This window comes from Pseudoalteromonas sp. Angola-7, from assembly GCF_028599255.1.
GTDB classification, from domain to species: domain Bacteria; phylum Pseudomonadota; class Gammaproteobacteria; order Enterobacterales; family Alteromonadaceae; genus Pseudoalteromonas; species Pseudoalteromonas atlantica.
Genome location: NZ_JAQREL010000005.1, coordinates 161,618 through 187,625 on the forward strand (window position 1 = coordinate 161,618; position 26,008 = coordinate 187,625).

The 26,008-nt window shown below is 41.1% G+C and carries 24 protein-coding genes; 9 read left to right on the plus strand and 15 right to left on the minus strand.

Features of this window, described 5'->3' with window-relative positions; all coding sequences use genetic code 11:
- Nucleotides 1-14: 14 nt before the first annotated feature.
- On the minus strand, nucleotides 15-926 hold the full coding sequence (locus PSH50_RS09515; protein ID WP_273586650.1) for a LysR family transcriptional regulator: 912 nt from the start codon (nucleotides 924-926) through the stop codon (nucleotides 15-17).
- Between the two features lie 138 nt (nucleotides 927-1,064).
- Here PSH50_RS09515 and PSH50_RS09520 point away from each other — a divergent pair, with 138 nt between their 5' ends.
- From PSH50_RS09520 to PSH50_RS09535, 4 genes are all read left to right on the plus strand, one after another.
- Nucleotides 1,065-2,237, plus strand: coding sequence for an MFS transporter (locus PSH50_RS09520; RefSeq protein ID WP_273586649.1), 1,173 nt, complete (start codon nucleotides 1,065-1,067; stop codon nucleotides 2,235-2,237).
- Nucleotides 2,238-2,306: 69 nt separating this feature from the next.
- Nucleotides 2,307-3,446 (plus strand): MFS transporter, encoded by a 1,140-nt coding sequence (locus PSH50_RS09525; RefSeq protein ID WP_273586648.1) that lies wholly within the window; start codon nucleotides 2,307-2,309, stop codon nucleotides 3,444-3,446.
- Between the two features lie 11 nt (nucleotides 3,447-3,457).
- A complete protein-coding gene (locus PSH50_RS09530; protein ID WP_273586647.1) occupies nucleotides 3,458-3,991 on the plus strand; it encodes a redoxin domain-containing protein in 534 nt (177 codons plus the stop codon).
- Between the two features lie 63 nt (nucleotides 3,992-4,054).
- Nucleotides 4,055-4,465: a hypothetical protein gene (locus tag PSH50_RS09535; protein ID WP_273586646.1), complete on the plus strand. Its 411-nt coding sequence runs from the start codon at nucleotides 4,055-4,057 to the stop codon at nucleotides 4,463-4,465.
- A 121-nt stretch (nucleotides 4,466-4,586) separates the two neighbouring features.
- Here PSH50_RS09535 and ssb read toward each other — a convergent pair whose 3' ends face one another.
- A complete protein-coding gene (ssb, locus tag PSH50_RS09540) occupies nucleotides 4,587-5,291 on the minus strand; it encodes a single-stranded DNA-binding protein (protein ID WP_024032519.1) in 705 nt (234 codons plus the stop codon).
- Between the two features lie 20 nt (nucleotides 5,292-5,311).
- Entirely contained in the window at nucleotides 5,312-6,679 is a 1,368-nt protein-coding gene (locus PSH50_RS09545; RefSeq protein ID WP_054982921.1) for an MFS transporter, read from the minus strand.
- 163 nt (nucleotides 6,680-6,842) lie between these two features.
- Between PSH50_RS09545 and uvrA the strand changes: the two genes are divergently transcribed.
- Both uvrA and PSH50_RS09555 read left to right on the plus strand, forming a co-directional pair.
- Nucleotides 6,843-9,665, plus strand: a complete 2,823-nt coding sequence (gene uvrA, locus PSH50_RS09550; RefSeq protein WP_273586633.1) for an excinuclease ABC subunit UvrA — start codon at nucleotides 6,843-6,845, stop codon at nucleotides 9,663-9,665.
- A 35-nt stretch (nucleotides 9,666-9,700) separates the two neighbouring features.
- Entirely contained in the window at nucleotides 9,701-10,738 is a 1,038-nt protein-coding gene (locus tag PSH50_RS09555; RefSeq protein ID WP_248462161.1) for a hypothetical protein, read from the plus strand.
- A 413-nt stretch (nucleotides 10,739-11,151) separates the two neighbouring features.
- Here PSH50_RS09555 and trpS read toward each other — a convergent pair whose 3' ends face one another.
- From trpS to rpe, 3 genes are read right to left on the minus strand one after another with little or no spacing between them, the layout of a single operon-like run.
- Nucleotides 11,152-12,156: a tryptophan--tRNA ligase gene (gene trpS / locus PSH50_RS09560; RefSeq protein ID WP_273586632.1), complete on the minus strand. Its 1,005-nt coding sequence runs from the start codon at nucleotides 12,154-12,156 to the stop codon at nucleotides 11,152-11,154.
- Nucleotides 12,157-12,189: 33 nt separating this feature from the next.
- Complete coding sequence (locus PSH50_RS09565) at nucleotides 12,190-12,855, minus strand: phosphoglycolate phosphatase (protein ID WP_273586631.1); 666 nt, start codon at nucleotides 12,853-12,855, stop codon at nucleotides 12,190-12,192.
- Nucleotides 12,855-13,538 carry a ribulose-phosphate 3-epimerase gene (rpe, locus tag PSH50_RS09570; RefSeq protein WP_054982922.1) on the minus strand — a complete coding sequence of 228 codons (684 nt, stop codon included), beginning with the start codon at nucleotides 13,536-13,538 and terminating at the stop codon, nucleotides 12,855-12,857. The genes PSH50_RS09565 and rpe overlap by 1 nt, the downstream gene beginning before the upstream one ends.
- Nucleotides 13,539-13,964: 426 nt before the next feature.
- Here rpe and PSH50_RS09575 point away from each other — a divergent pair, with 426 nt between their 5' ends.
- Together PSH50_RS09575 and PSH50_RS09580 are read left to right on the plus strand one after the other, a co-directional pair.
- Nucleotides 13,965-14,261, plus strand: coding sequence for a hypothetical protein (locus PSH50_RS09575; protein ID WP_064386247.1), 297 nt, complete (start codon nucleotides 13,965-13,967; stop codon nucleotides 14,259-14,261).
- A 3-nt stretch (nucleotides 14,262-14,264) separates the two neighbouring features.
- Nucleotides 14,265-14,450, plus strand: coding sequence for a DUF2970 domain-containing protein (locus tag PSH50_RS09580; protein ID WP_024032525.1), 186 nt, complete (start codon nucleotides 14,265-14,267; stop codon nucleotides 14,448-14,450).
- Here PSH50_RS09580 and PSH50_RS09585 read toward each other — a convergent pair.
- From PSH50_RS09585 to PSH50_RS09625, 9 genes are all read right to left on the minus strand, one after another.
- The gene (locus PSH50_RS09585) at nucleotides 14,398-15,264 is read right to left on the minus strand and encodes a Dam family site-specific DNA-(adenine-N6)-methyltransferase (protein WP_004589353.1); all 867 of its coding nucleotides are present in this window, start codon (nucleotides 15,262-15,264) and stop codon (nucleotides 14,398-14,400) included. The genes PSH50_RS09580 and PSH50_RS09585 overlap by 53 nt on opposite strands.
- Nucleotides 15,265-15,317: 53 nt before the next feature.
- Nucleotides 15,318-16,688, minus strand: a complete 1,371-nt coding sequence (locus PSH50_RS09590; RefSeq protein ID WP_273586630.1) for an AAA family ATPase — start codon at nucleotides 16,686-16,688, stop codon at nucleotides 15,318-15,320.
- Nucleotides 16,688-17,758, minus strand: coding sequence for a 3-dehydroquinate synthase (aroB, locus tag PSH50_RS09595; RefSeq protein WP_024032528.1), 1,071 nt, complete (start codon nucleotides 17,756-17,758; stop codon nucleotides 16,688-16,690). The genes PSH50_RS09590 and aroB overlap by 1 nt, the downstream gene beginning before the upstream one ends.
- Nucleotides 17,759-17,786: 28 nt before the next feature.
- Nucleotides 17,787-18,305 (minus strand): shikimate kinase AroK, encoded by a 519-nt coding sequence (aroK, locus tag PSH50_RS09600; protein WP_004589350.1) that lies wholly within the window; start codon nucleotides 18,303-18,305, stop codon nucleotides 17,787-17,789.
- Nucleotides 18,306-18,489: 184 nt separating this feature from the next.
- On the minus strand, nucleotides 18,490-20,580 hold the full coding sequence (locus PSH50_RS09605; RefSeq protein WP_273586629.1) for a type IV pilus secretin PilQ: 2,091 nt from the start codon (nucleotides 20,578-20,580) through the stop codon (nucleotides 18,490-18,492).
- On the minus strand, nucleotides 20,567-21,103 hold the full coding sequence (locus PSH50_RS09610) for a pilus assembly protein PilP (protein ID WP_273609599.1): 537 nt from the start codon (nucleotides 21,101-21,103) through the stop codon (nucleotides 20,567-20,569). The genes PSH50_RS09605 and PSH50_RS09610 overlap by 14 nt, the downstream gene beginning before the upstream one ends.
- On the minus strand, nucleotides 21,100-21,705 hold the full coding sequence (locus PSH50_RS09615) for a type 4a pilus biogenesis protein PilO (RefSeq protein ID WP_004589347.1): 606 nt from the start codon (nucleotides 21,703-21,705) through the stop codon (nucleotides 21,100-21,102). The genes PSH50_RS09610 and PSH50_RS09615 overlap by 4 nt, the downstream gene beginning before the upstream one ends.
- Nucleotides 21,695-22,267, minus strand: coding sequence for a PilN domain-containing protein (locus tag PSH50_RS09620; protein ID WP_024032531.1), 573 nt, complete (start codon nucleotides 22,265-22,267; stop codon nucleotides 21,695-21,697). The genes PSH50_RS09615 and PSH50_RS09620 overlap by 11 nt, the downstream gene beginning before the upstream one ends.
- Nucleotides 22,255-23,334: a pilus assembly protein PilM gene (locus tag PSH50_RS09625; protein ID WP_273609600.1), complete on the minus strand. Its 1,080-nt coding sequence runs from the start codon at nucleotides 23,332-23,334 to the stop codon at nucleotides 22,255-22,257. Before PSH50_RS09625 ends, PSH50_RS09620 begins: the two co-directional genes overlap by 13 nt.
- Nucleotides 23,335-23,465: 131 nt before the next feature.
- Between PSH50_RS09625 and PSH50_RS09630 the strand changes: the two genes are divergently transcribed.
- Nucleotides 23,466-25,979: a penicillin-binding protein 1A gene (locus PSH50_RS09630; RefSeq protein ID WP_273586626.1), complete on the plus strand. Its 2,514-nt coding sequence runs from the start codon at nucleotides 23,466-23,468 to the stop codon at nucleotides 25,977-25,979.
- The last annotated feature ends 29 nt before the right edge of the window (nucleotides 25,980-26,008 follow it).

The window sequence follows — 26,008 nt, forward strand, 5'->3', positions numbered from 1 at the left end:
TTTATAAAGCCAACTCAATTACGCATGCTAAGCTGAATTTCTGCTTGGGCATTAAGTGCCATTTCTACAAACGCTTGCGTGGTAGCGCTGCTGTTAATTTGCTTGTATTGCAGCTGCAAATAAATTTGTGTGTCGACCTTTTCTAACTCTATAAAATGGCAACCCTCGCTATATAATTTACTTACACAATAAGGCGCTATAGCTAACCCTAAACCAGCGGCAACCTCTGTTACTAAGGTTTGCATATGCCTTGGTTGACTAATAATGTTAGGTGAAAAGCCAGCGCGCTTGCAACGAGTAATAATTTCATCAAACAACCCTAAGGCTTCGTCGCGATTAAAAAGAATAAACGGCTCATTTTTAAGGGTTTTCAAATCAATAGTTTGCGTTGATGCAAAGGGATGATTTTTGTTGACCACCGCTACGAGGCGGTCAACGTACATAGTTTCACTTATAAACTCATCGGCTATGGTGCTTGGTAACGGCCGAGAAAATGCAACATCTACCCGTTCGTTTTTAAGGGCCTCTATTTGCTCGGTCGCGGTCATTTCTAGCAAGGTAACGTGAACATTAGGAAACTGCGACTTATACGTTCGGATTAATTTGGCTAAAAATGTTAAACACGCAGAGCTTAAATACGCAATACTCAGCGAGCCTAACTGCCCGCTATCGACCAGTTTAACCTTATTTTTAGCCCGCTCTGTAAGCGCTAAAATTGCAGTGGCATCTTTAACTAACTGCTCTCCCGCTTGCGTGATCGACACCTCCCGAGAGTTACGGGTAAACAAGCTAACACCTAGCTGCTCTTCTAACGAAGAAATATGGCGACTTATAGCGGGTTGAACTGTATGTAGCTCTTGAGCCGCTTCTGAAAAGCTCAGGTGCTTAGCCACTGCAATAAAACTTTTTAATATTTTTATATCCATGTGCGACTCAAATTTGCTCTGTATGAGAGGTATAGCAACAACTATACGTTATTTGTATAGATTCCATCAAATTTAAACATTTCTAACATCAAGCTTCTCCCTCTATCATTCGCCTACCTTTTAATGTTGGAGAGCAAAATGACCCAGGTAACGCAAAGCGCCTCATTAAGTCGCTTTATTTTATTGTTGATGACAACCGCCATTGCAGCAACCGCTGCAAACCTATATTACAGCCAGCCAATTTTACCCCTGATTGGTAACGAGTTTAATTTAACGGATTCACAACTCGGTAGCATTCCCGCATTTACTCAATTTGGTTACGCTTTTGCCCTATTGTTTATCTCGCCGCTGGGGGATTCTATTGCGCGTCGACGCTTAATAAGCATTTTATCGGGCTTACTTGTTATTGCATGTAGTTTTGCCGTGTTTACACCTAACTTACCGCTGTTATTAATGTCGGTATTTTTAATAGGGGTAAGTGCCAACATTACCCAGCAATTAATCCCTTTTGCGGCATCACTTGTATCTGCTGAAAATAAAGGGGCGACATTGGGCACCTTAATGATGGGCCTAACCATTGGTATTTTACTTTCACGCACGTTAAGCGGCTTTGTAGGAGAGCACTTTGGTTGGCGTGGTGTATTTGTTATGTCTGCAATATTAGCTGCGCTATTTGGTGTACTACTTAGGCTCTTTTTACCTCTAAATAAACCACACACTAGCTTACGTTACTGGCCGCTACTTAAAAGTACAGTGGCGTTATTTAAACAGCACAAACCACTACAAGTGTTTACTTTAACTGGCGCGCTTTGGTTTGCTGCTTTTAATGTACTGTGGGCTACTTTAGCTATTTATGTCAGTGATGCACCTTTTAACTACAGTGCCCAAGAGGCCGGATTATTTGGCATCATCGCATTAGCTGGCGTAATAGGGGCTAAGTCTTCGGGTAAGTGGGTCAATGCGTTGGGCTCTAAAAAATTAGTCATGGTAGTACTCACACTTGCCGCAATTGGTTTTGCTATTACAGGCGTTTTTTTAGGAAACCTAATAGCCCTAATTATCGGTATTATTTTAATCGACTTCGCTATTTTTAGCGCACAAGTAGCCAATCAAGTCCGCGTATTTAGCATAGACCCAAGCGCACAAAGCCGTATTAATGGTGTTTACATGCTCGGCTACTACTTAGGCGGCGCCTTTGGCTCAATTATTGGTGTGAAAGCCTTTGCTTTGTACCAGTGGCCTGGCGTAGTCGTCCTTAGTGTAGTGTTAATTACCATCAGCGCTGCTTTTAACTCTCTTGCAAAAAAATAACCGCCATTAACTCCTTGCAACTAAGCGTAAGTACCCCTTAGTTGCCCCATTTAAAAACAGAGAATACTTATGAATAAACTCAATAACGCAGGAAGCTACACGTTGCTGTGTATAGCTTGCTTAACAATCATGGTGGGTGCATTGGTTGCACCTGGTTTAATCAGTATATCAACAGCCCTAAATGTTGCTGACAGTGCGGTATTTTTAGTGACCTTACCGGCTTTAGGGGCTGTTATATTTGCGCCTATTGCAGGTAAATTAATTGATAAATATGGCGCTTACCGTTCATTAATTATTGGCTTATTTTTATACGGCTTTTTAGGTGCAAGCGTGTATTGGTTACAAGGGCCGTTGTTGGTTTTTGCTAACCGTATTTTGCTTGGCGGTGTTACCTCAATTGTTATGGCCGGTTGTACCGTTTTAATATCACAGTGGTACTTTGGTAAAGCGCGCCTAGGCATGCTTGCTAAGCAAGGCATGGCAATAGAGCTCGGTGGCGTTATATTTCTATTTATAGGTGGCCTACTTGCTGTGCAGCATTGGGCTTTACCATTATCGTTGTACCTTATTTCTTGGGTATTTTTAGCCATGTTGCTACTTTTTGTGCCGCGTAATCACCCTCAAGCACAAGAGGCACAAGCAACACAAGAGCACGTAATATCAAATAAAGGCTTGTCTCTTAAGCATGTGTATTCGCTGGCTGTGCTTGCAATGATCACGTTTTTTAGCGCAATTGTTTTACTGCCCAGCACAATGCATGCGCAAAATTATAATGAAGAACAAGTAGGGTTTTTACTCTCTTTCATCTCGTTAGTGGCTGTTGTTGGGGCACATTTTATGCCTCAGTTAACTAAAAAAATGGGCGAGCAAAAAGTACTTGCGCTGGCATTTATAGGCTATGGGGCATCATTTGCTTTCTTTTTACAAACGGGTACAGCCTTATTGGTAATAGGCGCTGTGTTTAGCGGTATTGGCTTTGGTTTTAGCATCCCACTATTAAACCATATGACCGTAGAGCGTAGCGCAGTCTCTGTTCGCGGCCGTAACCTCTCTTATTTCACAATGGCTGTTTTTTCTGGGCAATTTTTAACATCGTTTGTTGAATATATCCCCGGAGGCACACGCAATATTTTTATTAGCTGTATCAGCTTATGTGCACTCACTGCGCTGTACTTATTTGTTAAAAAAAATCATTCACAATCAGTATAAAAGAGGTTTTTATGTCAGAGTCATTTAAATTAATAGCCGGTAATTCATTTCCAACAGTTACCGCACACTTACTCGATGGTACAACCGCAGATCTAAGTAAGCCGCACGCTGGCGCCGAGTGGCAAATGCTCGTGGTATACAAAGGCAAGCATTGCCCGCTTTGTATGCGTTACTTAAATTTACTAGAAGCGCAATTACCCGCATTAAAGGCACTTGGGGTGAGCGTTTGTGCTGTTTCTGCAGATAGCCGCGCACAGCTAACACAAAGCATGGACACGCTCGCGGTTAGCTTTCCTATAGCTTATGGTTTAACACAGCAGCAAATGAAACAACTTGGGCTGTATATTTCCTCACCTCGCTCTAAGCAAGAAACCGACCACAACTTTGCAGAGCCCGCTATGTTTGTCGTAAATGAGCAAGGGATATTGCAAGCTGTAAATATTTCTAATGCCCCGTATTTACGCCCTGAGTTAGACGTGGTTGTAAGAGGCCTAAAGTTTATTAAAGAGCAAAATAACTACCCTATTCGCGGCACTGTTGTGTAACCATTTAAATTGCAGCCGTGGCGTTTATTACCTTACGGCTGCTTTATTAAGGCATAAGCTTTCATGAAAAACTTATTTAGTAATCTTTTAAATTTAGCCAGTGCGCTTTTTATGTTTAAGTTTGCCCTGGCAAAATTATTAGCAGCGCAAGTAAGCGTTAAAACCTTTAGCTACTTTGCGCAGGTACTGCCCGTTAACGCTAAAATTTATATGTATAGCGTTGGTTTACTGGAGTTGGTAGTGGGTTTAATGATGCTTACTCTTTTGTTTATTAAAAATGAAAAGCAAAAAGCACTGTTTATCTATGTTGCGTATGTTTTATTGGCGGGTACGTTAATTGGGGCGCTGTTACATGAATATTTTGTTCGCCCCGAGCCAGTTGCTCAGTTAGTCACTTACTCAGGCTGCTTTTTAGTTATATGTGCCATACAATTTTTAGCCTATAAAAAGGCGCTAATAGCACGTTTTGAGTGACTTTAAGGCGTTAAATGGTAGATAGAAACAGTGCCTTTTGTGCTAAAGCGTGTAGTTACAAAAAAGCCGCTTAATAGCGGCTTTTAATATTATTTTTCAACATTTCTGCTTGTATCAGAAATTAAAACGGAATGTCGTCATCAAAATCTATTGTTGGTTCCATAGGATTTGATGCACCGCCCTGAGGGGCGTTTTGCGGCTTAGGTGCAAAACCACCTTGCTGCTGTGGCGCATTACTTTGCCCAGGAGCAAAGCCACTGTTGTTTGATTGTTGGTATTGGTTATTTTGCTGTGGAGCAGGTGCTGCAGCTGGGCGTTGTGCTGGTGCAGCTTGTTGCTGTGGCGCATAACCACCTTGCTGGCTGTTTTGAGCTTGGTTGTTTTGACCATAGCCACCGCCTTGTTGATTATTTTGGTAACCGCCACCTTGCTGGCCGCCTTGATTACCTTGATAACCACCACCTTGCTGATCGCCACCGCGTGCGCCTAGCATTTGCATTTGACCCGTAAAGCCATCAACAACGATTTCTGTTGTGTATTTTTCTTGGCCTTGTTGGTCGGTCCATTTACGTGTTTGAAGTTTACCTTCAACGTAAATCTGCGAGCCTTTACGGCAGTACTCACCAACAATTTCAGCTAGCTTGCCAAAAAACACTACACGGTGCCATTCAGTTTTATCAACCATTTGGCCAGTGTTTTTGTCTTTATAGCTGTCTGACGTTGCTAAGGTAATATTTGCTACACCATTGCCATTAGGCATGTAACGAACTTCAGGATCTTGTCCTAAATTACCAACCAAAATTACTTTGTTCACACCGCGTGCCATGGAACCTTCTCCTATAAACGTTAGATTAAACCAGCTACTTTACGTGCTTGGTCTAGGTCAAATTCTTTATCATTAATCTTTAAATAGCTGCGGCTTTCGTCGCGTACTACTGTTGCTTCTATTACGCCAGGTAAAGCAACTAGCTGAGAAGCAAGTGCTTGAGCTTGCTCTTCAGAACTTAAATTGGTCATTAAACTAATAACTTTACTTTTCGGTGGGACTTGCATTTTCCACGCAATAATAAGCCATATTAACCCAACAAGTGCCGCTGCCGCAAACACAGCTTGCGTACTTGTAGTTTGGGCAACATAACCCCCTAAAATACCACCTAAAAAAGCCCCCAAAAACTGGCTAGACGAATACCCACCCATTGCCGAACCTTTTTGGCTAGCGGGCGCAATACGCGATACAAGCGCAGGCATAGTGGCTTCTAAAAAATTAAATGCTACAAAATAAAGCAGCATACAAATGGCAATGCCAACCACGCTATTCACCCAAATAGACATAGCAAGCATACTAATAGAAAGCAGTGCTACTGAGCCAATAAACGCCTGTTTTTCTTTTTCTTTTTTAATGGCAATAATCATAATAGGGACCATTAAAATAAACGCTAACAGCAATACTGGAATATATAAATACCAATGATGGTTTGCCACTAAGCCATCTTTTATTAGTTGGCTCGGCAGTACCACAAAAATAGTGGTTAGCGTTAAATGTAGCAGTAATACGCCTGCATTTAAGCGCGATAATTGCGGATGCTTAATAAGCTTTTTAATATCACTAAAGCTTGCCAAGGTATCGCCTTTGGGCGCTTTGTTTACTGCGTTTGGCACTAGAAATAAAATAATACCAATACCGAACACGGCAAGTATTGCTGTTAACCAGAATACTCCCGCTACACCCCACGACGCGGCAACAATAGGCCCAAGTAACATAGCAAAAGCAAAGCTCATGCCTATGCTCATACCAATCACCGCCATTACTTTAGGGCGCTGTTCGTCGCGGCTTAGGTCGCTGGCAAAAGCAAGCAGCGCACTGGCTATAGCGCCCATACCTTGTAGTGCACGGCCCACTGTAACCATTTGAATAGATTCAGCAAGGGCTGCAATAACAGAGCCCAATGCAAACACAACTAAGCCACCAACAATGACTTTTTTACGGCCTATTTTATCTGACAAACGCCCCATAGGAATTTGCAATACCGCTTGCGTTAAGCCATACGCGCCAATAGCAAATCCTATCCACATAGGCGAAAAACCATCAAGCGATTGGCCATAAATAGCCAATACAGGCATCAGCATAAACAAGCCGAGCATTCTAAATGCAAACACACTCGCCAGCGATACAGCGGCGCGCTTTTCTCGTGAATTAAGTGAAGATGCGGTCATTATCTGCGTATTCTTACGATATGAAAAATTTAGGCTGGGATTCTACCACAAGCTTGGCAATAATTAATCGCCTATAAGTAAGGATTTTTTCGTTGATCATTGATTAATAATGTTTCGTATTATGCGATACTGGACAAATAATTTTGGTAATAAACGAGATAGCATGGAAAACATTGAAGTCCGAGGCGCCCGTACGCACAATTTAAAAGACATCAGCCTAACCATCCCACGTGATAAATTAATTGTTATCACAGGCCTATCTGGTTCGGGAAAGTCATCACTGGCATTTGATACTTTATATGCAGAAGGACAGCGTCGTTATGTTGAGTCACTTTCTGCCTACGCAAGGCAATTTTTATCGTTAATGGAAAAGCCTGACGTTGATCATATTGAAGGCCTCTCTCCCGCCATTTCTATTGAGCAAAAATCTACATCGCACAATCCTCGCTCAACAGTGGGTACCATTACCGAAATATACGATTACTTGCGTTTAATGTTTGCCCGCGTGGGCGAACCACGCTGCCCAACCCACGACTTACCGCTTGCAGCTCAAACAATTAGCCAAATGGTTGATACCGTTTTAGCACTGCCAGAGGGCACTAAGCTGATGCTTTTAGCGCCAGTGGTTAAAGATCGTAAAGGTGAGCACGTTAAATTACTTGAGCAACTTGCAAGCCAAGGCTACATTCGCGCTCGTATAGACGGCGAAGTATGCGACTTATCAGATCCACCAACGCTTGAGCTTCATAAAAAACACACTATTGAAGTGGTGGTTGACCGCTTTAAAGTAAAAGATGGCCAACAGCAGCGTTTAGCAGAGTCGTTCGAAACCGCACTAGAGATGTCAGGCGGTGTGGCAAATGTAGCCTACATGGACGACAGCACGATAGAAGAAATGCTGTTCTCGGCAAATTTTGCCTGCCCTACCTGTGGCTACGCAATGACCGAATTAGAACCGCGCTTATTTTCGTTTAATAACCCTGCCGGTGCGTGTCAAAGCTGTGATGGTTTAGGCGTACGCCAATATTTTGATCCTAACCGTGTGGTACATAACCCAGAGCTCAGCCTTGCCGGCGGTGCTATTAAAGGATGGGATAAACGCAGCTTTTATTATTTTCAAATGCTACAGGCGGTCGCCGAGCACTATAACTTTGATTTAGATGTGCCATTTGAAAAGCTGGCTAAAGAATCGCAAAAAATTATTTTAGAGGGCTCAGGGCAAACAAAAATAGCCTTTAACTACCGTAACGACAGAGGCGATTTAATAACACGCAACCACGAGTTTGAAGGCGTGTTAAACAACATGAACCGTCGCTATCGCGAAACTGAGTCAAACTCGGTGCGTGAAGAGCTCGCTAAATATCAAACTAGCCAAGCGTGTCCTAGTTGTCATGGCTCGCGTTTACGCCAAGAAGCACGCCACGTATTTATAGGTCAAACAAACCTACCTGCTATTACGACTATGAGTATTGGCGAAGCGATGGACTTTTTTGAAAGGCTATCACTAACAGGCCAAAAAGCTCAAATAGCTGAAAAAATCCTGAAAGAAATTCGCGACCGCTTATCGTTTTTAATTAATGTAGGACTTAATTACTTATCGCTTGAGCGCAGTGCCGATACCCTCTCCGGTGGTGAAGCCCAGCGTATTCGTTTAGCCAGCCAAATAGGTGCAGGCCTTGTAGGCGTAATGTACGTACTGGATGAACCATCAATTGGTTTACACCAGCGCGATAACGACCGTTTATTACAAACATTGGTACATTTACGCGACTTAGGTAATACCGTTATTGTTGTTGAGCACGACGAAGACGCGATTCGCGCAGCCGATCACATTATTGATATTGGCCCAGGTGCGGGTGTACACGGCGGACACATTATTGCACAAGGTACACGTGACGATATTTTAGCCACTAAAGACTCAGTAACTGGCCAGTTTTTATCAGGCGTACGCAAAATAGAAGTGCCACAAGAGCGTAACCCAACCAGCGACAAATGGCTTGAGCTATTTGGTGCCACAGGTAATAACCTAAAAAATGTAGACTTAAAAATTCCATTTGGCTTATTAACCTGTATTACAGGGGTATCGGGCTCAGGTAAATCAACGCTCATTAACGATACACTCTTTAAGCTTGCGCATACTGAGCTTAACGGCGCGACCACAGCAGAAGCCGCGCCTTACAAGTCAATTAGTGGCCTTGATCATTTTGACAAAGTGATTGATATTGACCAAAGCCCAATTGGACGCACACCGCGCTCAAACCCTGCAACCTACACAGGTATTTTTACCGGTATTCGTGAGTTATTTGCAGGGACACAAGAAGCCCGCTCTCGCGGCTATAAAGTAGGTCGCTTTAGCTTTAACGTAAAAGGCGGGCGCTGTGAAGCTTGCCAAGGGGATGGTGTAATTAAAGTAGAAATGCACTTTTTACCTGATGTATATGTACCGTGTGATGTATGTAAGGGCGCGCGCTATAACCGCGAAACCTTAGAAGTGCAATACAAAGGTAAAAACATTCACCAAGTGCTCGAAATGACCGTTGAAGACGCGCACGACTACTTTGATAAAATACCTGCAATAGCGCGTAAACTTAAAACGCTAATGGACGTAGGTTTATCGTATATTCGCCTAGGGCAAGCTGCTACCACGCTCTCTGGTGGTGAAGCACAACGTGTAAAACTGGCTCGTGAGCTTTCTAAACGCGATACAGGTAAAACACTGTATATACTTGATGAGCCAACAACCGGCCTTCACTTTGCCGATATTGAACAGCTACTTGTGGTATTACATCGCCTGCGCGATCATGGTAATACCATTGTGGTAATTGAGCATAACTTAGATGTGGTTAAAACCGCAGACTGGGTGGTTGATTTAGGCCCTGAAGGGGGCGCTGGCGGCGGTGAAATACTCATTGCAGGCACGCCTGAAGAAGTAGCCGAATGTGAACGCTCGCATACTGGGCATTACCTAAAGCCCCTATTAAACTAACTGGGGTTTATTACCTCATACGATAAGGAAAGTCGGTGTTAAGGCGTTATAAAATTATAAAATGGCGAGCCAGTAGGCTATTTAAACAGCTGCAAAAAAAATTGCAGCCTCTTAAAGCTGATATTGATAAGCATATTAAACCCATATGGTTTAGCCTTAGCACCGCGCAAAAGCTTTACTTAGCAGCGCTTATATCTGTGATTTTCTTTAAATCCTGGTCACTTTGCGCGCTTTTAACAATGACTGCCTTGGTAATTGAATTTTGGCCAAAGTTTAATAAACTATGGCACTCTTTAGCAGGCAAAGCTTTAATTTTGGTTTTTTATGCAACCATTGCTAATTTTGTTTTGGCAAATGCAAGCAGCATTGTTAACGATGTAACTCACGTATCAGCTGCAAACATGAGCTACACACACAATTTTGCAACTTTGATATATTTACCCATTTGGGCATTAGGAATTACACTCTGTACATTACTAATATTTCAATTTATTTTACCCTTTTATATCATAATGCTGTTACTTATAAAGCCATTTGGATCGCAAAGCATTAAATATATAAGTCAAAGCTACTCTCCCTTACTTACCGCATCTATTAGATTAATATTAGCCTTCATAACTTTAAGTACCCTCTATCCATTATTGGACGATAGGGATGAAGCAACATTTCTATCAGATATAGAAAACGGTTTCTATTTTGGAAGAGAGCTGGCTAGTGACTCTCCTGAAGTGAAGGGGCATGCTATGGTCAACCTAAATGAAAGGCTGGCTAAACAGGAAACAAAAACTCAACCCAGCTCGCCAAAAGCAGAAGAAATAAATGAATTCGCCGAATCTGCAAGTTCATTTGTTGCTACTGAAGGTTATTTTGGGCGTAGTAAACACCTTATAGCGATGTTTGCATTTAATTACGAAGCGGATGAATACTCAAGGTGTAAAAAAGCCAAAAATAGCAAAGTGGTAGAGTTGAACGATTACGAAATAGTAGAGATTACGCCAAATGAAACTATGCCTTATGGCTATTCTTTTATTGTAAAAGCCTGCGAATCTCCTGCGTTTAAGTCCACTAGCTAATAAATTATGGCTTTTTTAAGTGATGAATGAAGTATTAGAAGTTATAAAAAAATGCCGCTAAATTTAGCGGCATTTTTATTTGCTTATACTAGGGCGTGTTGATCTTTGATGGTTGAATTTGCAGCAGTATGTTTGGTTTTTAGGCAAGGCAGAGCCTATGAAATGTGGTTACTCCCCATAAATAGGCGATAACGCAGCATAAATGCCAAACATGCGCTGCCCTTCGGGTTCTGCCTAGGGGCGATAAACTCTTTGTTGCCTACATGGATGTAGGTAAGGGGCGTGAGCAGGACGCGGAAGCTTTGCTCGGTTTTTACTTAGCCCACTAGGTTACAAACCTCGCGCCGCGATTTAATCGCCCTAGATTGAACAAATTTCAATCCGCAAAGATCAACACGCCCTAATAAAACAATTTATGTACGAGGAATAAACCCTAGTGCATCGTAAACCGATTTAAGAGTTTTTTCTGCACGTACACTGGCTTTTTCTGCGCCTGATTTCATGATGCTATCAAGTAGGTTTTGATCTTCTCTGATCTCTTTAAAACGTGCTTGGATTGGCTCAATCATGCTAACAACTGCATCGGCTGTGTCTTTTTTCAGGTGACCATACATTTTATCTTCATACTCTGGCACTAAGTCTTCAATTGAGCGCTTAGTGGCTACGCTTAATAAAGTAAGTAAATTAGAAACGCCTGGCTTTTCAGTACGGTCAAAGTAAATACGCGCTTGCTCGTCTGAATCGGTTACTGCTTTTTTAAGCTTTTTCTCAATCTTTTTAGGCTCATCTAATAGCATGATGTAGCCATTAGGGTTTTCGTCAGACTTAGACATTTTTTTGAGCGGATCTTGAAGGCTCATTACGCGTGCGCCAAATTCGGGAATATATGGCTCTGGTACCTTAAATACGTCACCGTATAAATTATTAAAGCGTGTCGCTATATCACGCGTTAACTCTAAGTGCTGCTTTTGGTCATCCCCTACCGGTACTTGGTCAGCTTGATATAATAAAATATCCGCTGCTTGCAATACTGGGTACGAGAATAAACCGACGTTTACATTGTTAGCATGCTTAGATGACTTGTCTTTAAACTGAGTCATGCGGTTAAGCTCGCCCATTTGTGCGTAACAATTTAGCACCCATGCTAACTGCGCGTGTTCTGGCACTTGCGACTGTACAAATAAGGCCGATTTTTCAGGGTCTATGCCACATGCCGCATATAACGCTATACCATCTAATACACGAGAGCGAAGAAGTTCAGGCTCTTGGCGAACAGTAATCGCGTGTAAATCAACAAGCATAAAGAAACTTTCGTGGTCTTCCTGTAGCTTTAGCCACTGGTTAATAGCGCCAACATAGTTGCCTATTGTCATACCACCGGTTGGCTGAATGCCACTTAAAACTACTGGTTTACTCATGATTTTCCTTTACTGTTTAGTTAATTAAAAATTTTAACGCTGTGTTAGTGTTGGTATTATATCTAAGAAGTTATCGCATAGGTACTGTGGATTATAATCCTCAAGATTTTCGCCTTGGTTATAACCATAATCCACCGCTATTACATCAATTTTAGCGGCATGTGCTGCCAATATATCGCTTTTTGAATCGCCAATCATAATAGCCTTACTCGGCTCAACATTCAGCTTTTTACATGCATACAGTAAAGGCGCTGGTGAAGGCTTTTTAGCCATATCGTCTCCACACACTATCACTTCAAAGTGACTGGTAAGGGAAAGCTTATCAAGTAGTAGCTCGGTAAATAGGCGCGCCTTATTAGTAACAAGTGCTATTGGCATGCCCCGCAAAGCACTGAGCCCTGTTTCTACATGCTGATACAACACACTATACTTGCCCACTAGCTGCTCATAATGTTGGTAAAATAAGGCAATGGCTTTTGCACTAAGCGCTTCATCTAAATGTTCGCTAATTTGCATATCACCGCTGAGTGCACGCTTTACTAAGGTTTCGATGCCGTTGCCTATCCAGCTTTCAACCAAGCTTTGGCTAACAATAGGAAACGCTAAATCACTCAGTGTTAAGTTTACTGCTAGGTATAAATCGTAAACGCTATCAACAAGTGTGCCGTCAAGGTCGAACAAAGCTACATCATATTTCATTACTTTACGTTTCCTAACTGCTCACGCATTTGATCAATAACAACCTTGTAATCAGGCTCATTAAAAATAGCAGACCCTGCTACAAACATATCGGCACCAGCTTGCGCTGCTGCGGCTATGTTATCAACCTTAATACCACCATCTACTTCTAGGCGAATATCACGACCCGACTCAACTATACGCTGCTTTGCTTGAGCTAGTTTTTCAAGGGTGTGGGGAATAAAGCTTTGGCCGCCAAAGCCTGGGTTTACCGACATTAATAAAATAGTATCTAGCTTATCAATAACGTGATCAAGGTAGCTAAGGCTAGTGGCAGGGTTAAATACTAAGCCTGCTTTACAACCATGGTCTTTAATGAGCTGTATGGTGCGGTCTATATGCTCGCTGGCCTCAGGGTGAAAAGTAATTATTGATGCGCCGGCCTCTGCAAACAAAGGGATTATACTATCGACTGGTTTTACCATTAGGTGCACATCTATAGGTGCTGTTACACCGTAATCTCTAAGCGCTTTACACACCATAGGCCCAATAGTGAGATTAGGCACGTAGTGATTATCCATGACATCAAAATGTACTACATCAGCGCCTGCAGCGAGTACTTTATCCACATCTTCGCCTAATTTTGCAAAATCGGCTGACAAAATAGAAGGCGCAATTAAGTATTTTTGTTCAGGGTTTAACATAGTAATCCGTCAATCAGTAAAGTATGCCTTAATGTACCGTAAATGCTAAGGTTTCCCAAGTAATACACTGTAAATTAGGCATAACTAAAAATATCGATTTAAATATATAAGTATTTATTTATAAAAAGCTTTAGGGCGTGTTGAGCTTTAGTGGTTGAGTTTTAGGCAGCATGTTTAATTTTTGGTAAGGCCATGAGTAGGATACACAAGCCATGCTTACATGATACAAGTTATTAGTTTACGTAAGAGCAGTTATTGTGCCCACTCGATTACAACCCTCGGGTCGCGATTTAAAAACTCTTAGCTTGAGAACACACTTTAACTCGCAAGTTTCAACAGGCCTTAGCTATTACAGATAAATATTAGTTTGTTATTTATACAGCTTTTGTTATTATTAAAGGAGTAACTTAATTTTAGGCTAATATTATGCGTGCATTTAAAACAGGGATCTTAATTGCGTCGGCATTGTTATTTATTGGAGCATTTAGTTTTGCGCCAAGTTCTGAGCAAGATTTAAGCTTAGTTAGCAATTGTCAGCATCAGGCAAGTAGTAAAAACACTTCAAACACCTTAACGTGTGCGAAAGTAGAAGAAGACTCATCGTGGTTTTCGTGGCTAACAGGCGATAGCCGCAGTGCGCAGTTTCATTATTTAGATTTATTAGAGCTATTAACTAGCTCAGAAGACGCTAAGAATACGCCTTCAATAAAACCTCTATTTTAAATAATGCTGCACTTTATTAGCGCGTTGCAAAGTGTGCTAGCAGCATTTTTTGGTGTGCAATCAGAGCACAAACGCCAAGCCGACTTCCAACAACACTCCCCTCTTTTTATTATTGCTTTAGCTGTGCTGTTTTTTGTTATTTTTGTAGTGACAATTTACGCAGTGGTTGCTTGGGTGCTAAATACATAGCCATTAGTTCGTCGACCTTGTTGCGTGATCCACCTTTAGGGCTGATAGTACGTTTTACCTGAATTTTACCAAGTGTAGCTTGGCTATAAATTTTTCGCGTCCACACGGTATCGTGGTTAGATATAAGCACTGGGGTATTGTTTTCAAACGCAGCTTGCTCGGCTAAGTTTGCCAAGTTTGCTTGATCGTCTAAATTAAACCCGCCTTTAGCATAAGAGGTAAACGACGCTGTTTTACTTAACGGCACATAAGGCGGATCGCAATAAATAACCGCATTGTTTGGCACAAGCTTAAACACATCATCGTAGCTTAGGCAGGTAAATGTGGCTTTTTGTGCTTTTTCGGCAAAAAAGTACATTTCTTTTTCTGGAAAATAAGGCTTTTTATATTTACCAAATGGCACGTTAAAAATGCCTTTGAGATTATACCTACACAGCCCATTGTAACCATGGCGATTCATGTATAAAAAGAGCATTGCGCGCTCATATACATCATTGCTTTTATTAAACTGTACACGGTATTCGTAGTAAGCGTCTGGGTGGTTATTTAAATCAACAAATAGTTTTTTAGAGTCACTTATAAACTCATCAGGCGAGCGCTTGAGCTCTTTGTATAAGTTAATTAAATCAGCATTGATGTCATTGAGTAAATAGTGTTTAAAATTACTATTTAAAAATACCGAGCCTGCACCTACAAAAGGTTCTACCAAGGTTTCAGCGTGTTTGCTGGCTTGAGATAAACGTGCATTAATATCTTCAACTAGGCTGTATTTACCGCCAGCCCATTTAAGGAAGGCTCTACTCTTTTGTTGCATTGGTTCTTAACTTCAATCTGCTGTAGCGCGATTTTACACTAAAGTGAGTCAGTTTACTGATCAAGTCGTGCAATTTCTTGTTTTATTTTGCTGATTTTTTTATAAAAAGGCTTGTTCTTTCTAAGCGCACTCGACAAGGCAGACAACGCACTTTTAGCATCAGCGAGTGATGCATAACTGCCAATAGTAACCACCCACCACACTTTATTATTTCGCTTAGTTTGATATACCTTAGCGCGCTGGCTTAAATTATGTTGAATAATAAACTCACGGGTGATTTTTTCCTGTGTAACGGCTAGCAGCTGCACAGTTGTATTATTATCTGGCTGTGCTAAATACCAAGCGTTATCTGATACGTTATTTGAGGTTTTAGGCTGCGGGCTTTCTTTATCGTCACTTTCGATTGGCTCAATAGCCTCAGGAGTGTTTAAGCTTTGTGGTAACGCCTCACTTTGCTCACTTTGAGCGCTTTGTTGAGCCTCACGCGTTAGGCTTTGCATTATCGCCGGTACATCGTTTTTATGGGGCGCTACATTAGCTTGTGATTTATCGCTGACCGGCTCTAAAGGCAAATCCGCTTTTGATATATCAGAATTAGCATTACTGACTTCTTTATCCGCGCTTGGGATAGCGGTAATTTTAGAAGCAGGAATAGCGGTATCTATGTCCTGGCTTTGTTGATTTTGATAGTACGTTTGCCACCACTGGGTCATATCATTTTTATACAGCAAACCAATGATAAGTAGCATAATTATAATTAACAACGAGATTAAGTGTACTCGCCACGACACTTTATCTTTTTTTACAATATCAGCCACATGCTCCGTTGGTTGCCATGCTAATAATAAGCTGGGGTTGCCATTCGCTTCTTTTAAAAATGCGCTAAATACGGGGTCTTCATCGTACGGTAAATTAGGAAAATACCAGCTCATTAGCTGTTTAGATTCATGTGCAGATAAAGGCTCTAAGTAAATTTCAACGGCATTATTAATAGCTAGCTTTGATTGCGAAGCTAGCATGATATAAAGCGTTACAGGGCTGTTTTTGGCAAGTAACTCTAACTCTTGTAATAGCTCTTCAGATAGGTGCCTTGCATTATCGAGCACCCACAAACAGGCCTCACACGGTTGCTGCTGCAACAGGTGGTAAAAGTTTTCACTTAACGATAAATCGTGGTCAATCAGCGGAGAGTTAAAGCTTTGCTCTAATATATCACTCATCAGTGATACATCATTTACACTGGCACTTACTTGTACAAATGCTTTATTAAAACTGTTGTATTTGTCGGTGATGAAGGTTTCGAGCATATAACTTTTGCCTAGGCCAGAGGTGCCTAGTAATACAATTAAGTTTTGCCCGTATTCAAATTGCAGAGCGATTCTATCCACCAACGCCGCACGGCTTGGTAAAATTTGCGCCTGCATTATTGCTCGATTAACGCTCTAACTTGGTCGTCTGATACGTCATCTACCAATGCGCATTGACCAAATTGAGTAGGTAAAATAAAGCGGATAGTGCCTTTTTTATTTTTTTTGTCTTTACGCATATGCATTAAAAACTGCTCAGCAGTCATTTCACTTGGGATCTCAGTCGGTAAATTATAAAGCTTAAGTAGCGTTACAATTCTATCTACCTCAGTTTGCGATAAATCACCGCGTGTATGCGCTAATTTAGCAGCAAGTACCATTCCGGTAGCAACAGCCTCGCCATGTAGCCATACACCGTACCCCATTTGCGCTTCAATTGCATGCGCAAAGGTATGCCCTAAGTTGAGTAATGCACGAAGGCCATTTTCTTTTTCATCTTGCGCCACGATAAGCGCTTTAATTTCACAACATCTATAAATAATATGCTGCAAACTTGCTTCATCTAGTTGCTGTAGCTTTTCTACATTTTGCTCAATAAAAGCAAATAGCTCGGTATCGTAAATTAAACCATACTTAATAACTTCGGCCATACCCGCTGCAAATTCGCGCGCCGGTAAAGTGTGAAGTGAATTAGTATCAATAAAAACCGCTTGCGGCTGATAAAACGCCCCAATCATGTTTTTACCCAGTGGGTGATTAACCGCTGTTTTGCCCCCTACAGAGGAGTCAACTTGTGATAGTACCGTGGTCGGAATTTGAATAAACGGTACACCGCGCTGATAACATGCAGCAACAAAACCTGTTAAATCGCCAATAACGCCGCCACCTAGTGCAATTAAGCATGTGTCTCGGCCGCAATTATTTTGCAATAAAAAAGCAGATATTTTCTCAAACCATTCAAGCGACTTGTATTGCTCACCATCTGGAATGACAAAAGAAAGAGGGTCTAGATCAGCTAACGAATCAAGCAGTCCTTGTAAATATAAAGGCGCAACTGTGTCGTTAGTGATAATGATAGGCCGACAATCACCAATGTGGTGAACAAGGCGGCCATTATCTTGAAGTGCAGATTGACCAATAAAAATAGGATAACTTCGCTCGTCCAAATTAACAGTTAATTCAAGCATGCTTTGTTATTTCCTTTATTATTGGTTTTTAAAAATCTAATTTCTCGATGATTTGGTTAGCAACAACTTTAGCGCTTTGCTCATCGGTGCGTACAACAAAATCGGCAACTTCTTTGTATAGTGGCTCGCGTTCTTCTGCTAAGCGCTCTAGTACATTACGAGGTGCTTCTTCAGTTTGCAGTAATGGGCGACGCTTGTCGCGTTGCGTGCGTGCAACTTGCTTTTCTATAGGTGTCTCTAGGTATACAACGATACCACGAGCCGAAAGCTTGTTTCGAACTTCTTTACTCATTACTGAACCACCACCGGTTGCAAGTACAATACCTTGCATTTCGGTTAAGTCGCCAATAACAGACTCTTCACGAAGTCTAAAGCCTTCTTCACCCTCAAGATCAAACACCCAGGCAATATCTGCACCGGTACGGCGTTCGATTTCTTGATCAGAATCGACAAATTCAAGGTGTAATTGGTCAGCGATGTGACGACCAATCGTGCTTTTGCCAGCCCCCATGGGGCCAACTAGAAATATATTACGTTTCTCAGCCATATCTTTTAGTACAAACGAACTCTAAAATTTGAAATAAAACCCCGCCTAACGACCTGGCCCCAAAATTAAGGAGGGGATTATCTCAGTAATTGGCCGGGTATTTCAAGTCTATTACAATAAAAAGCCATATAACGAGCAATTATTATCAATAAACACTCGTTGACGAACATAAAACCACTAAATTTTAGTCTATTTGTATTTTCGGTGTCACGAAAATAAGTAATTCACGTTTCTCATTAAACTCGCTGGTGCTCTTAAATAAGCGTCCAACATATGGAATATCACCAAGTACAGGTACTTTATTTGTGGTATTAATTATTTGCTGCTGAAAAATACCACCCAGCACAACGGTTTGGCCGTTATCAACCAGCACTTGTGTTTCAATTTGTTGAGTGTCTATCGAAACCGCTTCACCTGTTCCGGTTTGAACCGTTTCGCCACGAGTATCTTGTGTAATAACTAAGTCTAAAATAACTTTGTTATCAGGCGTTATATGCGGTGTAACCTCAAGGCTCAATACCGCTTTTTTAAAGCTTACAGTAGTAGCACCACTTGAGGCTGATTCGGTATAGGGGATTTCAGTACCTTGCTCAATACGTGCTTTTTGCTGATTAGCTGCAGTAATGCGCGGGCTCGCAATAATCTCACCTTTATTTTCTTCTTCTAAAGCACTTAGCTCTAAATCAATTAAAGTGCCATTAGCCAACTTAGCTATGTGTAAACCAATACTTGCCGCAGGGTTAGTAATAGGTAGGTTTACATTAAGACGGTCTGATAAATCAGGAATAGTGCCATTTGAGATAGACTCAGCTCCTTCAAGCGAGCCAGAGATACCATCGCTATCTTGTTGATCACTAAATCCCCAACGCACGCCTAAATCTTCTGTGACGTTATCGCGCACTGTTACCATACGTGATTCAATAACAACCTGTTGCACTGGAATATCGAGTGTTTCAATCATACGGCGAATACTCTCAATGCTCTTCGCTGTATCTTTAATAAGTAATGTATTGGTACGCTGGTCAACCGATACACTGCCTCGGGCAGAAATGATGCTGTTAGTGTCGGTTTTCAGTAAATCCGCAAAATCTTCAGCTTTAGCGTAGTTTAAACGAATATACTCACTGTAAAGCGGCTCTAAATCCTCGACCTTTTGTTTTGCTAGTAAATCTTTAGCTTCACGTGCTGCGAGCTCTTCAGCTGGCGCAACCATCAATATAGAGCCATCCATACGCTTATCAAGGCCTTTAATACGCAGTACAACATCTAAAGCCTGATCCCATGGAACGCCATCTAAACGAAGTGTAATATTGCCAGTTACTGAGTCACTCGTTACTAAGTTAAACTCGTTATAACCCGCTATGATTTGCAGTACAGCTCTAACCGAAATATCTTGGAAGTTTAAGGTCATTGGACGACCTTGATATTCCTTGCCGCCATCTAAATAGGCATTTTGCGTTTCATCTTTTTCAATGGTTAACGTTAAAATGTTATCTATTTGCTGGTAGGTAAAGGTAAAAGCAGCATTAGGCTCAATAACTACACGGCTTAAGCTATCTTCTTTAAAGGTCTCAATGGTACTTACTACAGTACCAAAATCTAGCACATCTAATTCATACAGTAAGTCATCTAAAATATCTGTGTGATGAAACTCTGCAATTATTTTTCCACCACTTTCATGTACTTCTATTGCAGCTTGCGTGTCTTGTAAAAATACTAAAACTTTTGCTTCGCCTTTTTCACCACGGCGAAAATCAATAGATTGAATCCGATTAATATAAGCGCTTGAGGCATCATAACTATTGCTGCTTTCATCAGAAGCTTGCTCAGTAAGCGGGTTATCAGATACGCGCAACGTCACTAAGTTATTATTAACTTGTGTTTCGTATATTTTTAAACGCTCTAAATTTACCGTAACTTTTAAACCCTGCTCTGTTAGTACGCTGCTTACACTGTTAATACCTGCGTGATCGACCGGCACATTTTCAAGACCCTGTTCTAGTTCTGCACCATCAAATAGCATTTCTATACGCGCTGGTGTGTTGTGTACTTGAATTTTAGGTTGTTGTGTTAGCTCTTCGTCAAATACAAGTTGTAACTCTGTCTCGCCTTTTAGCAAGGGGTTATAACGTACATCATAAAGTAGCGGCGCTGCACTGGCTGTTTTTGCAACAAAAAGAGCCAATATGACAAATAACACCGTTTGAAAACGATGATGCCAAAGTACATCCTTATGCATGTGTGTTTTACCTTTTTTATTATTAATTTGCGCCATTATTTGCCGCCTCTAACATTTCCAATTTAGTCAGCCGCTCTTTCCAACAACCCGACCCATCAGGGATTAATTCAACTAGTTCTACATAATCACTACTTACAGACTTAACTTTACCGTCATACGTCCCTAAGTAATTATTTACCGTTACCCTATGCAGCGTTTCATCCGCTGCGGTGATCAGTGCCCACATTTGCCCGTTAGAGCCTAATGTACCTTTCATTGATAGGTTATCGAGCGGATACTTTTCTAGTGGCTCTCTCACTCTATCAGGGTCAGGGTGTAAACAATTTTTAATTTGCGTTAGCTTATTTTGAATAATTTCAGGTTGCGGAGCCACAAAAGGACTACGTAACTGCGATGCATTATATTCAAAATGTTCAAACTTCGTTAATTCAGGTATTTCCTCAACTTTAGGCGTGGTGCTGGCCTTAACTTGGTTAATAAATTCTTTTTGCTCCGACGTATCGTCGTTACAACCTGCCAACAATAAAACAGACAATGATAATAAAGGGACTAATCTCACTTTTTAACCCCTTCTTCATAACGATATGTTTTTGCTACCACACTGAATGTTAGTTGCTTTTCGCCAGATGATACAATCGAAAAGTCGTGTAAACTTACAATTCGTGGTAATTGGGCTACTTTTCCTACAAATTCACCAAATTCATGGTAAGTGCCTATTACTTCAATTTTAATTGGCAGCTCAGTATAAAACTCTTTTTCGACTTCAGGTAACCAGCCAATTTTCAAAAATGTTAAACCGCTAGTAGTACCTACATAAGATAAATCGTCTAACAGGCCTGGGGTTTCATTTGAGGTAGGTAATCGCTTTAGTAGTTGTGAAAACTTATCTTCCATTTCAACCATTTGCTGGCGGTATATATCAAGCTTACTGGCTACGGCATACTTTGTTCTGTAGGTACTGCGTAGCTCTACTTCTTTAGCTACCGCGCTGTGATAGCTGTCTATTTCATCAGATACCAATAGGCTGTAACTAAAAAACAACACTAAACCGGCTATAAATAAGCAACAAATAGCTTTTACCGCAACGGGCCACTCGCCAATATTGTCGAGCTCAATTTCATTCCAATCTATTTCATTTAAGGCTTTTAAATCAAGGTTCATCACTTACCTCACCAATTTCATCAAATGGTTTTACGTAAAACTCCATATTAAAATCACTGAGTAACCGTGATGTTTGATCGCCTGCCACAATGCCTTGCATGGTAGGTCTTTCTAATAAATATGAGCCTTGCACCTGACGCAGCATAGTAGATAAACGATTGTTTGATTCACTGCGTCCTAGCACATGTATTTGACTGCCGCGGCGCTCTAGCTTAGTTAAATACACGCCTTGAGGAACAATTTTAGCTACTTCATCCATAATTTGAGTACCTAAATTACGGCTGCTTTGTAGCTCTTCAATTAATCGCATACGTTGTTGTAAATTCTCTTTTCGCTTATCAAGATTTCTAATTTCACTGATTTTTTTATCAAGCATGCTTATTTCTGAGCTTAAATAATTATTTTTTAAATTTTGGCCATCTTTTAAACCCGCGTAAAAAGAGCTAAGTAAGTACATACTTGCAAAACAGCCAATAACAACCGCAACTAAAATTGTTATAAATTTCTTTTTTGATTCTTCACGCTGTAGCTCTCGCCACGGCAGTAGATTTATATGTGGCATGATGAAAAGCTCCTTAATGCCAAACCAGTAGCAATGGCAAACTGCGTTCTATTTCGCTGCATTACATTTCTGTCTACTTTTGGCGAAACTTCCATATTTGCAAATGGTTCAGCAATCACAGCATGAATACCGAGCTCTTCAATTAACAACCTATCTAAACCGTCAATCATCGATGTACCGCCGGTTAGCACAATATAATCTACTTGATCTTTACCTGTGGTTGTTAAAAACATTTGTACTGCACGGCGCACCTGTTGCAATAATGATGTTTGAAACGGTGCCAGCACTTCAAAAGTATAATTAGGGGGTAAGTCACCCGTTGTTTTGCCAATTTCAGCCTCATCAAAGCCTTTATTATAGTAAGACACAATGCTGTTAGTGTATTGGTCGCCGCCAAACACTTGGTCACGGGTATAAATTGTTTCACCTGCTTGAACAACACTAACCAACATTAAAACAGCGCCAATATCTACCACAGCAACACACTTATTAAAGGCGTCACTTGGTAATTGCTGATAATACACATCCATTGCTCTACTTAACGCATAGCTTTCAACATCAACCACTTTAGCGGTTAAGTTTGCCGCCTCAAGTGCGCCCACACGGGCTTCAACACTTTCTGTACGCGCAGCAGATAACAACACATTCATTTTACTCGGGTCGGCTTCGTTGGTAGAGAGCTTTTCAAAATCTAAACTCACTTCATCAAGGGGGTAAGGTATTAAGCTGTCAGCTTCTATTTCAATTTGCGACTCTAATTCAGCGTCACTTAATGAAACATCCATAAAAATAACTTTAGTGATAACGGTTTGCCCTGATACAGCCACTGCCGCTGATTTTAAAGATTTTGGTAGTTTTCTTTTTAATTTTGTAATTATGTTACCAATTGCTTCAATATCCTGAATAGAGCGCTCGCTCATTGCGCCTTTTGGCATAGGTTCAATTGCAAGTGCTTCTAGTCGAAATCCCGTTTCAATTTCACTTAAAAGCACTGCTTTGATAGAGTGCGATCCGATATCAATTCCGACCATCGCAGTGGATGGCTTTTGAAATAGTTGACTTAGCATGTTTGCAACTTGACCTTTGTTTTAATAATAAACAAGTTATAATTTTTTTAGTAAAAAATATTATTCATTTTTTAATCAATATATACTAGCAGTCTAAACTCGCAATTGGGAGTCCATTTAGGGAAATATAAGTGATTTTATTAAAACGAACATTACAATTTTTTATCATTTGCACGTTATTTGGTCTGATCACTTTAATCAGCCTTTATTATTACGTTAAACCTGATATCCCCAGTGTGCAAGTTTTAAAAGACGTGCAATTACAAACCCCTATGCAAGTCTTTACAAAAGATGGACTCTTAATTAATCAATTTGGTGAAAAACGCCGCATCCCCGTCACTATAGACGAAATCCCCCAGCCTTTAATTGATGCTTTTTTAGCAACAGAAGACAACCGTTTTTATGACCATATTGGTATAGACCCTATTGGTATTGTCCGCTCTGCTATTGTGTTAATTTCAACAGGTGAGAAAAAACAGGGCGCGAGTACCATTACTATGCAGCTTGCTCGTAACTTCTTTTTAACACGAGAAAAAGCGTATATTCGTAAAGTTAAAGAGATTTTTATAGCTCTACATATTGAAAGTGTATTAACAAAAGACGAAATTCTTGAGCTGTATCTTAATAAAATAGAACTAGGTAATCGTGCATTTGGTATTGGTGCTGCTGCTCAAGTTTACTATGGCAAAGAGCTAAAAGACCTCACTCTTGCACAAATGGCAATGATTGCCGGTTTACCTAAAGCCCCTTCGGCGCTTAACCCAATTCGTAACCCAATTAGAGCTAAAGCACGCCGTAATGTAGTGCTTGGTCGCTTGCTTACTGAAAACTATATTACGCAACAACAATACAACGACGCGGCTAACCAGCCTATCACTGCTTATTTTCACGGTGCCGAGATAGACCTTTACGCCCCTTATATCTCTGAGATGGTTCGTGCTGAGATGGTTGAGCGCTACGGTGTAGAAAAAGCATATAACTCTGGCTTTAAGATATTTACCTCTGTGGAGTCTAAAGTTCAAAAGGCTGCGCAAACAGCTTTAGTTAATAATTTACATAACTACGATATGCGTCATGGCTTTCGTGGGCCAGTAGACGTGTTATGGGATCCAGAAACACAGCCAGCCTTAAGTGAGCAGCAAATTATAGAAAAGCTAAAACCTGTTAAAGAAATAGCTGATTTGCATGCTGGCGTGGTGTTAAATGTGGCAGAGAAAACTGCTGACGTTATTTTAAAAAATGGCCAGCGCACCACACTTGATTGGGATAATTTAAAATGGGCGCGCAAATACATTACTCGCTACCGCCAAAGTTTTGCCCCTAAAGCCGCTACTGACATTCTTACCCCTGGCATGCAAATATGGCTGCGTAAAAATAACGACGACAGTTACCTACTAAGCCAAATACCAGAAGCTGCCAGTGCACTTGTTTCACTCGACCCACAAGATGGTCGTATTAAAGCTATAGTAGGCGGTTACAGTTTTGAGCAAAGCCAATACAACCGAGCGGTACAAGCTAAACGCCAAGTTGGCTCTAATATTAAACCCTTTATATATTCTGCTGCGCTCGAAAATGGCTATACATTGGCCTCTATTTTAAACGACGCGCCAATAAACCAGTGGGATAAAAGTTTAGGTGTAGCGTGGCGACCAAAAAACAGCCCAGCCGTTTATAATGGCCCTATACGTATTCGCCGTGCACTTGCGCAATCTAAAAACGTTATTTCTGTGCGCTTACTTCGCGGTGTAGGGTTACAACGCACCGCCGATCACTTGCTTAAGTTTGGTTTTAAAGATGCTGATATTAACCGCAGTGAATCGTTAGCATTAGGGAGTGCATCAATCACGCCATTAGAGCTTGCTCGCGGCATGAGCGCATTTGCTAATGGCGGTCACTTAATTGAACCTTACTTTATATCTGAAATTCAAGATGCCTATGGCAATGTACTATTTAAAGCAAACCCAGCTCTTGCTTGCGATGAAGACGAGCTATTACCCGTCTCTCAAGCAATGGATAGCTTCAACAACAACCTAGATACCGACACAACAGATGATACAGCCACGCAACCACGTTGTGCACCGCGTGTTATATCAAAGCAAAATGCTTTTTTAATTGCTGAGGCAATGCACAGCGCAGTATGGGGTGGCGGTAGCTGGACCCATAAAACAGGCTGGAGCGGAACTGGTTGGCGTGCGCAAGCATTAGATAGACGCGATCTATCGGGTAAAACAGGCACAACCAATGACTCTGTCGATACTTGGTTTAGCGGCTTTAACCGCAATGTAGTAACATCTGTATGGGTTGGTTTTGACAACCCAGGTAACTCGTTAGGACGCTCAACCTATAATAACAACCTAGATAGCAGTCAAATCTCTGGTGCTGAATCGGGCGCCAAAACGGCACAGCCTGCCTGGGTTGATTTTATGAAAGTGGCGCTTGAGGGCACACCAGAGGCGCCAATAGAGCCTCCTGAAGGACTAGTTTCAATTCGTATCGATTTAAAAACAGGTTTGTTAAGTCATAAAAACGACTACACCAGTCGCTTTGAATATTTTGAAAAAGGCACTGCACCTACAAAATATGTGCTGTCTCAGCCAACTGATATTTTTGAAGAAGATACAAAAACAGAAGAAGAGTTATTCTAAAAACAAAAACGGCAGCTTACACAAGCTGC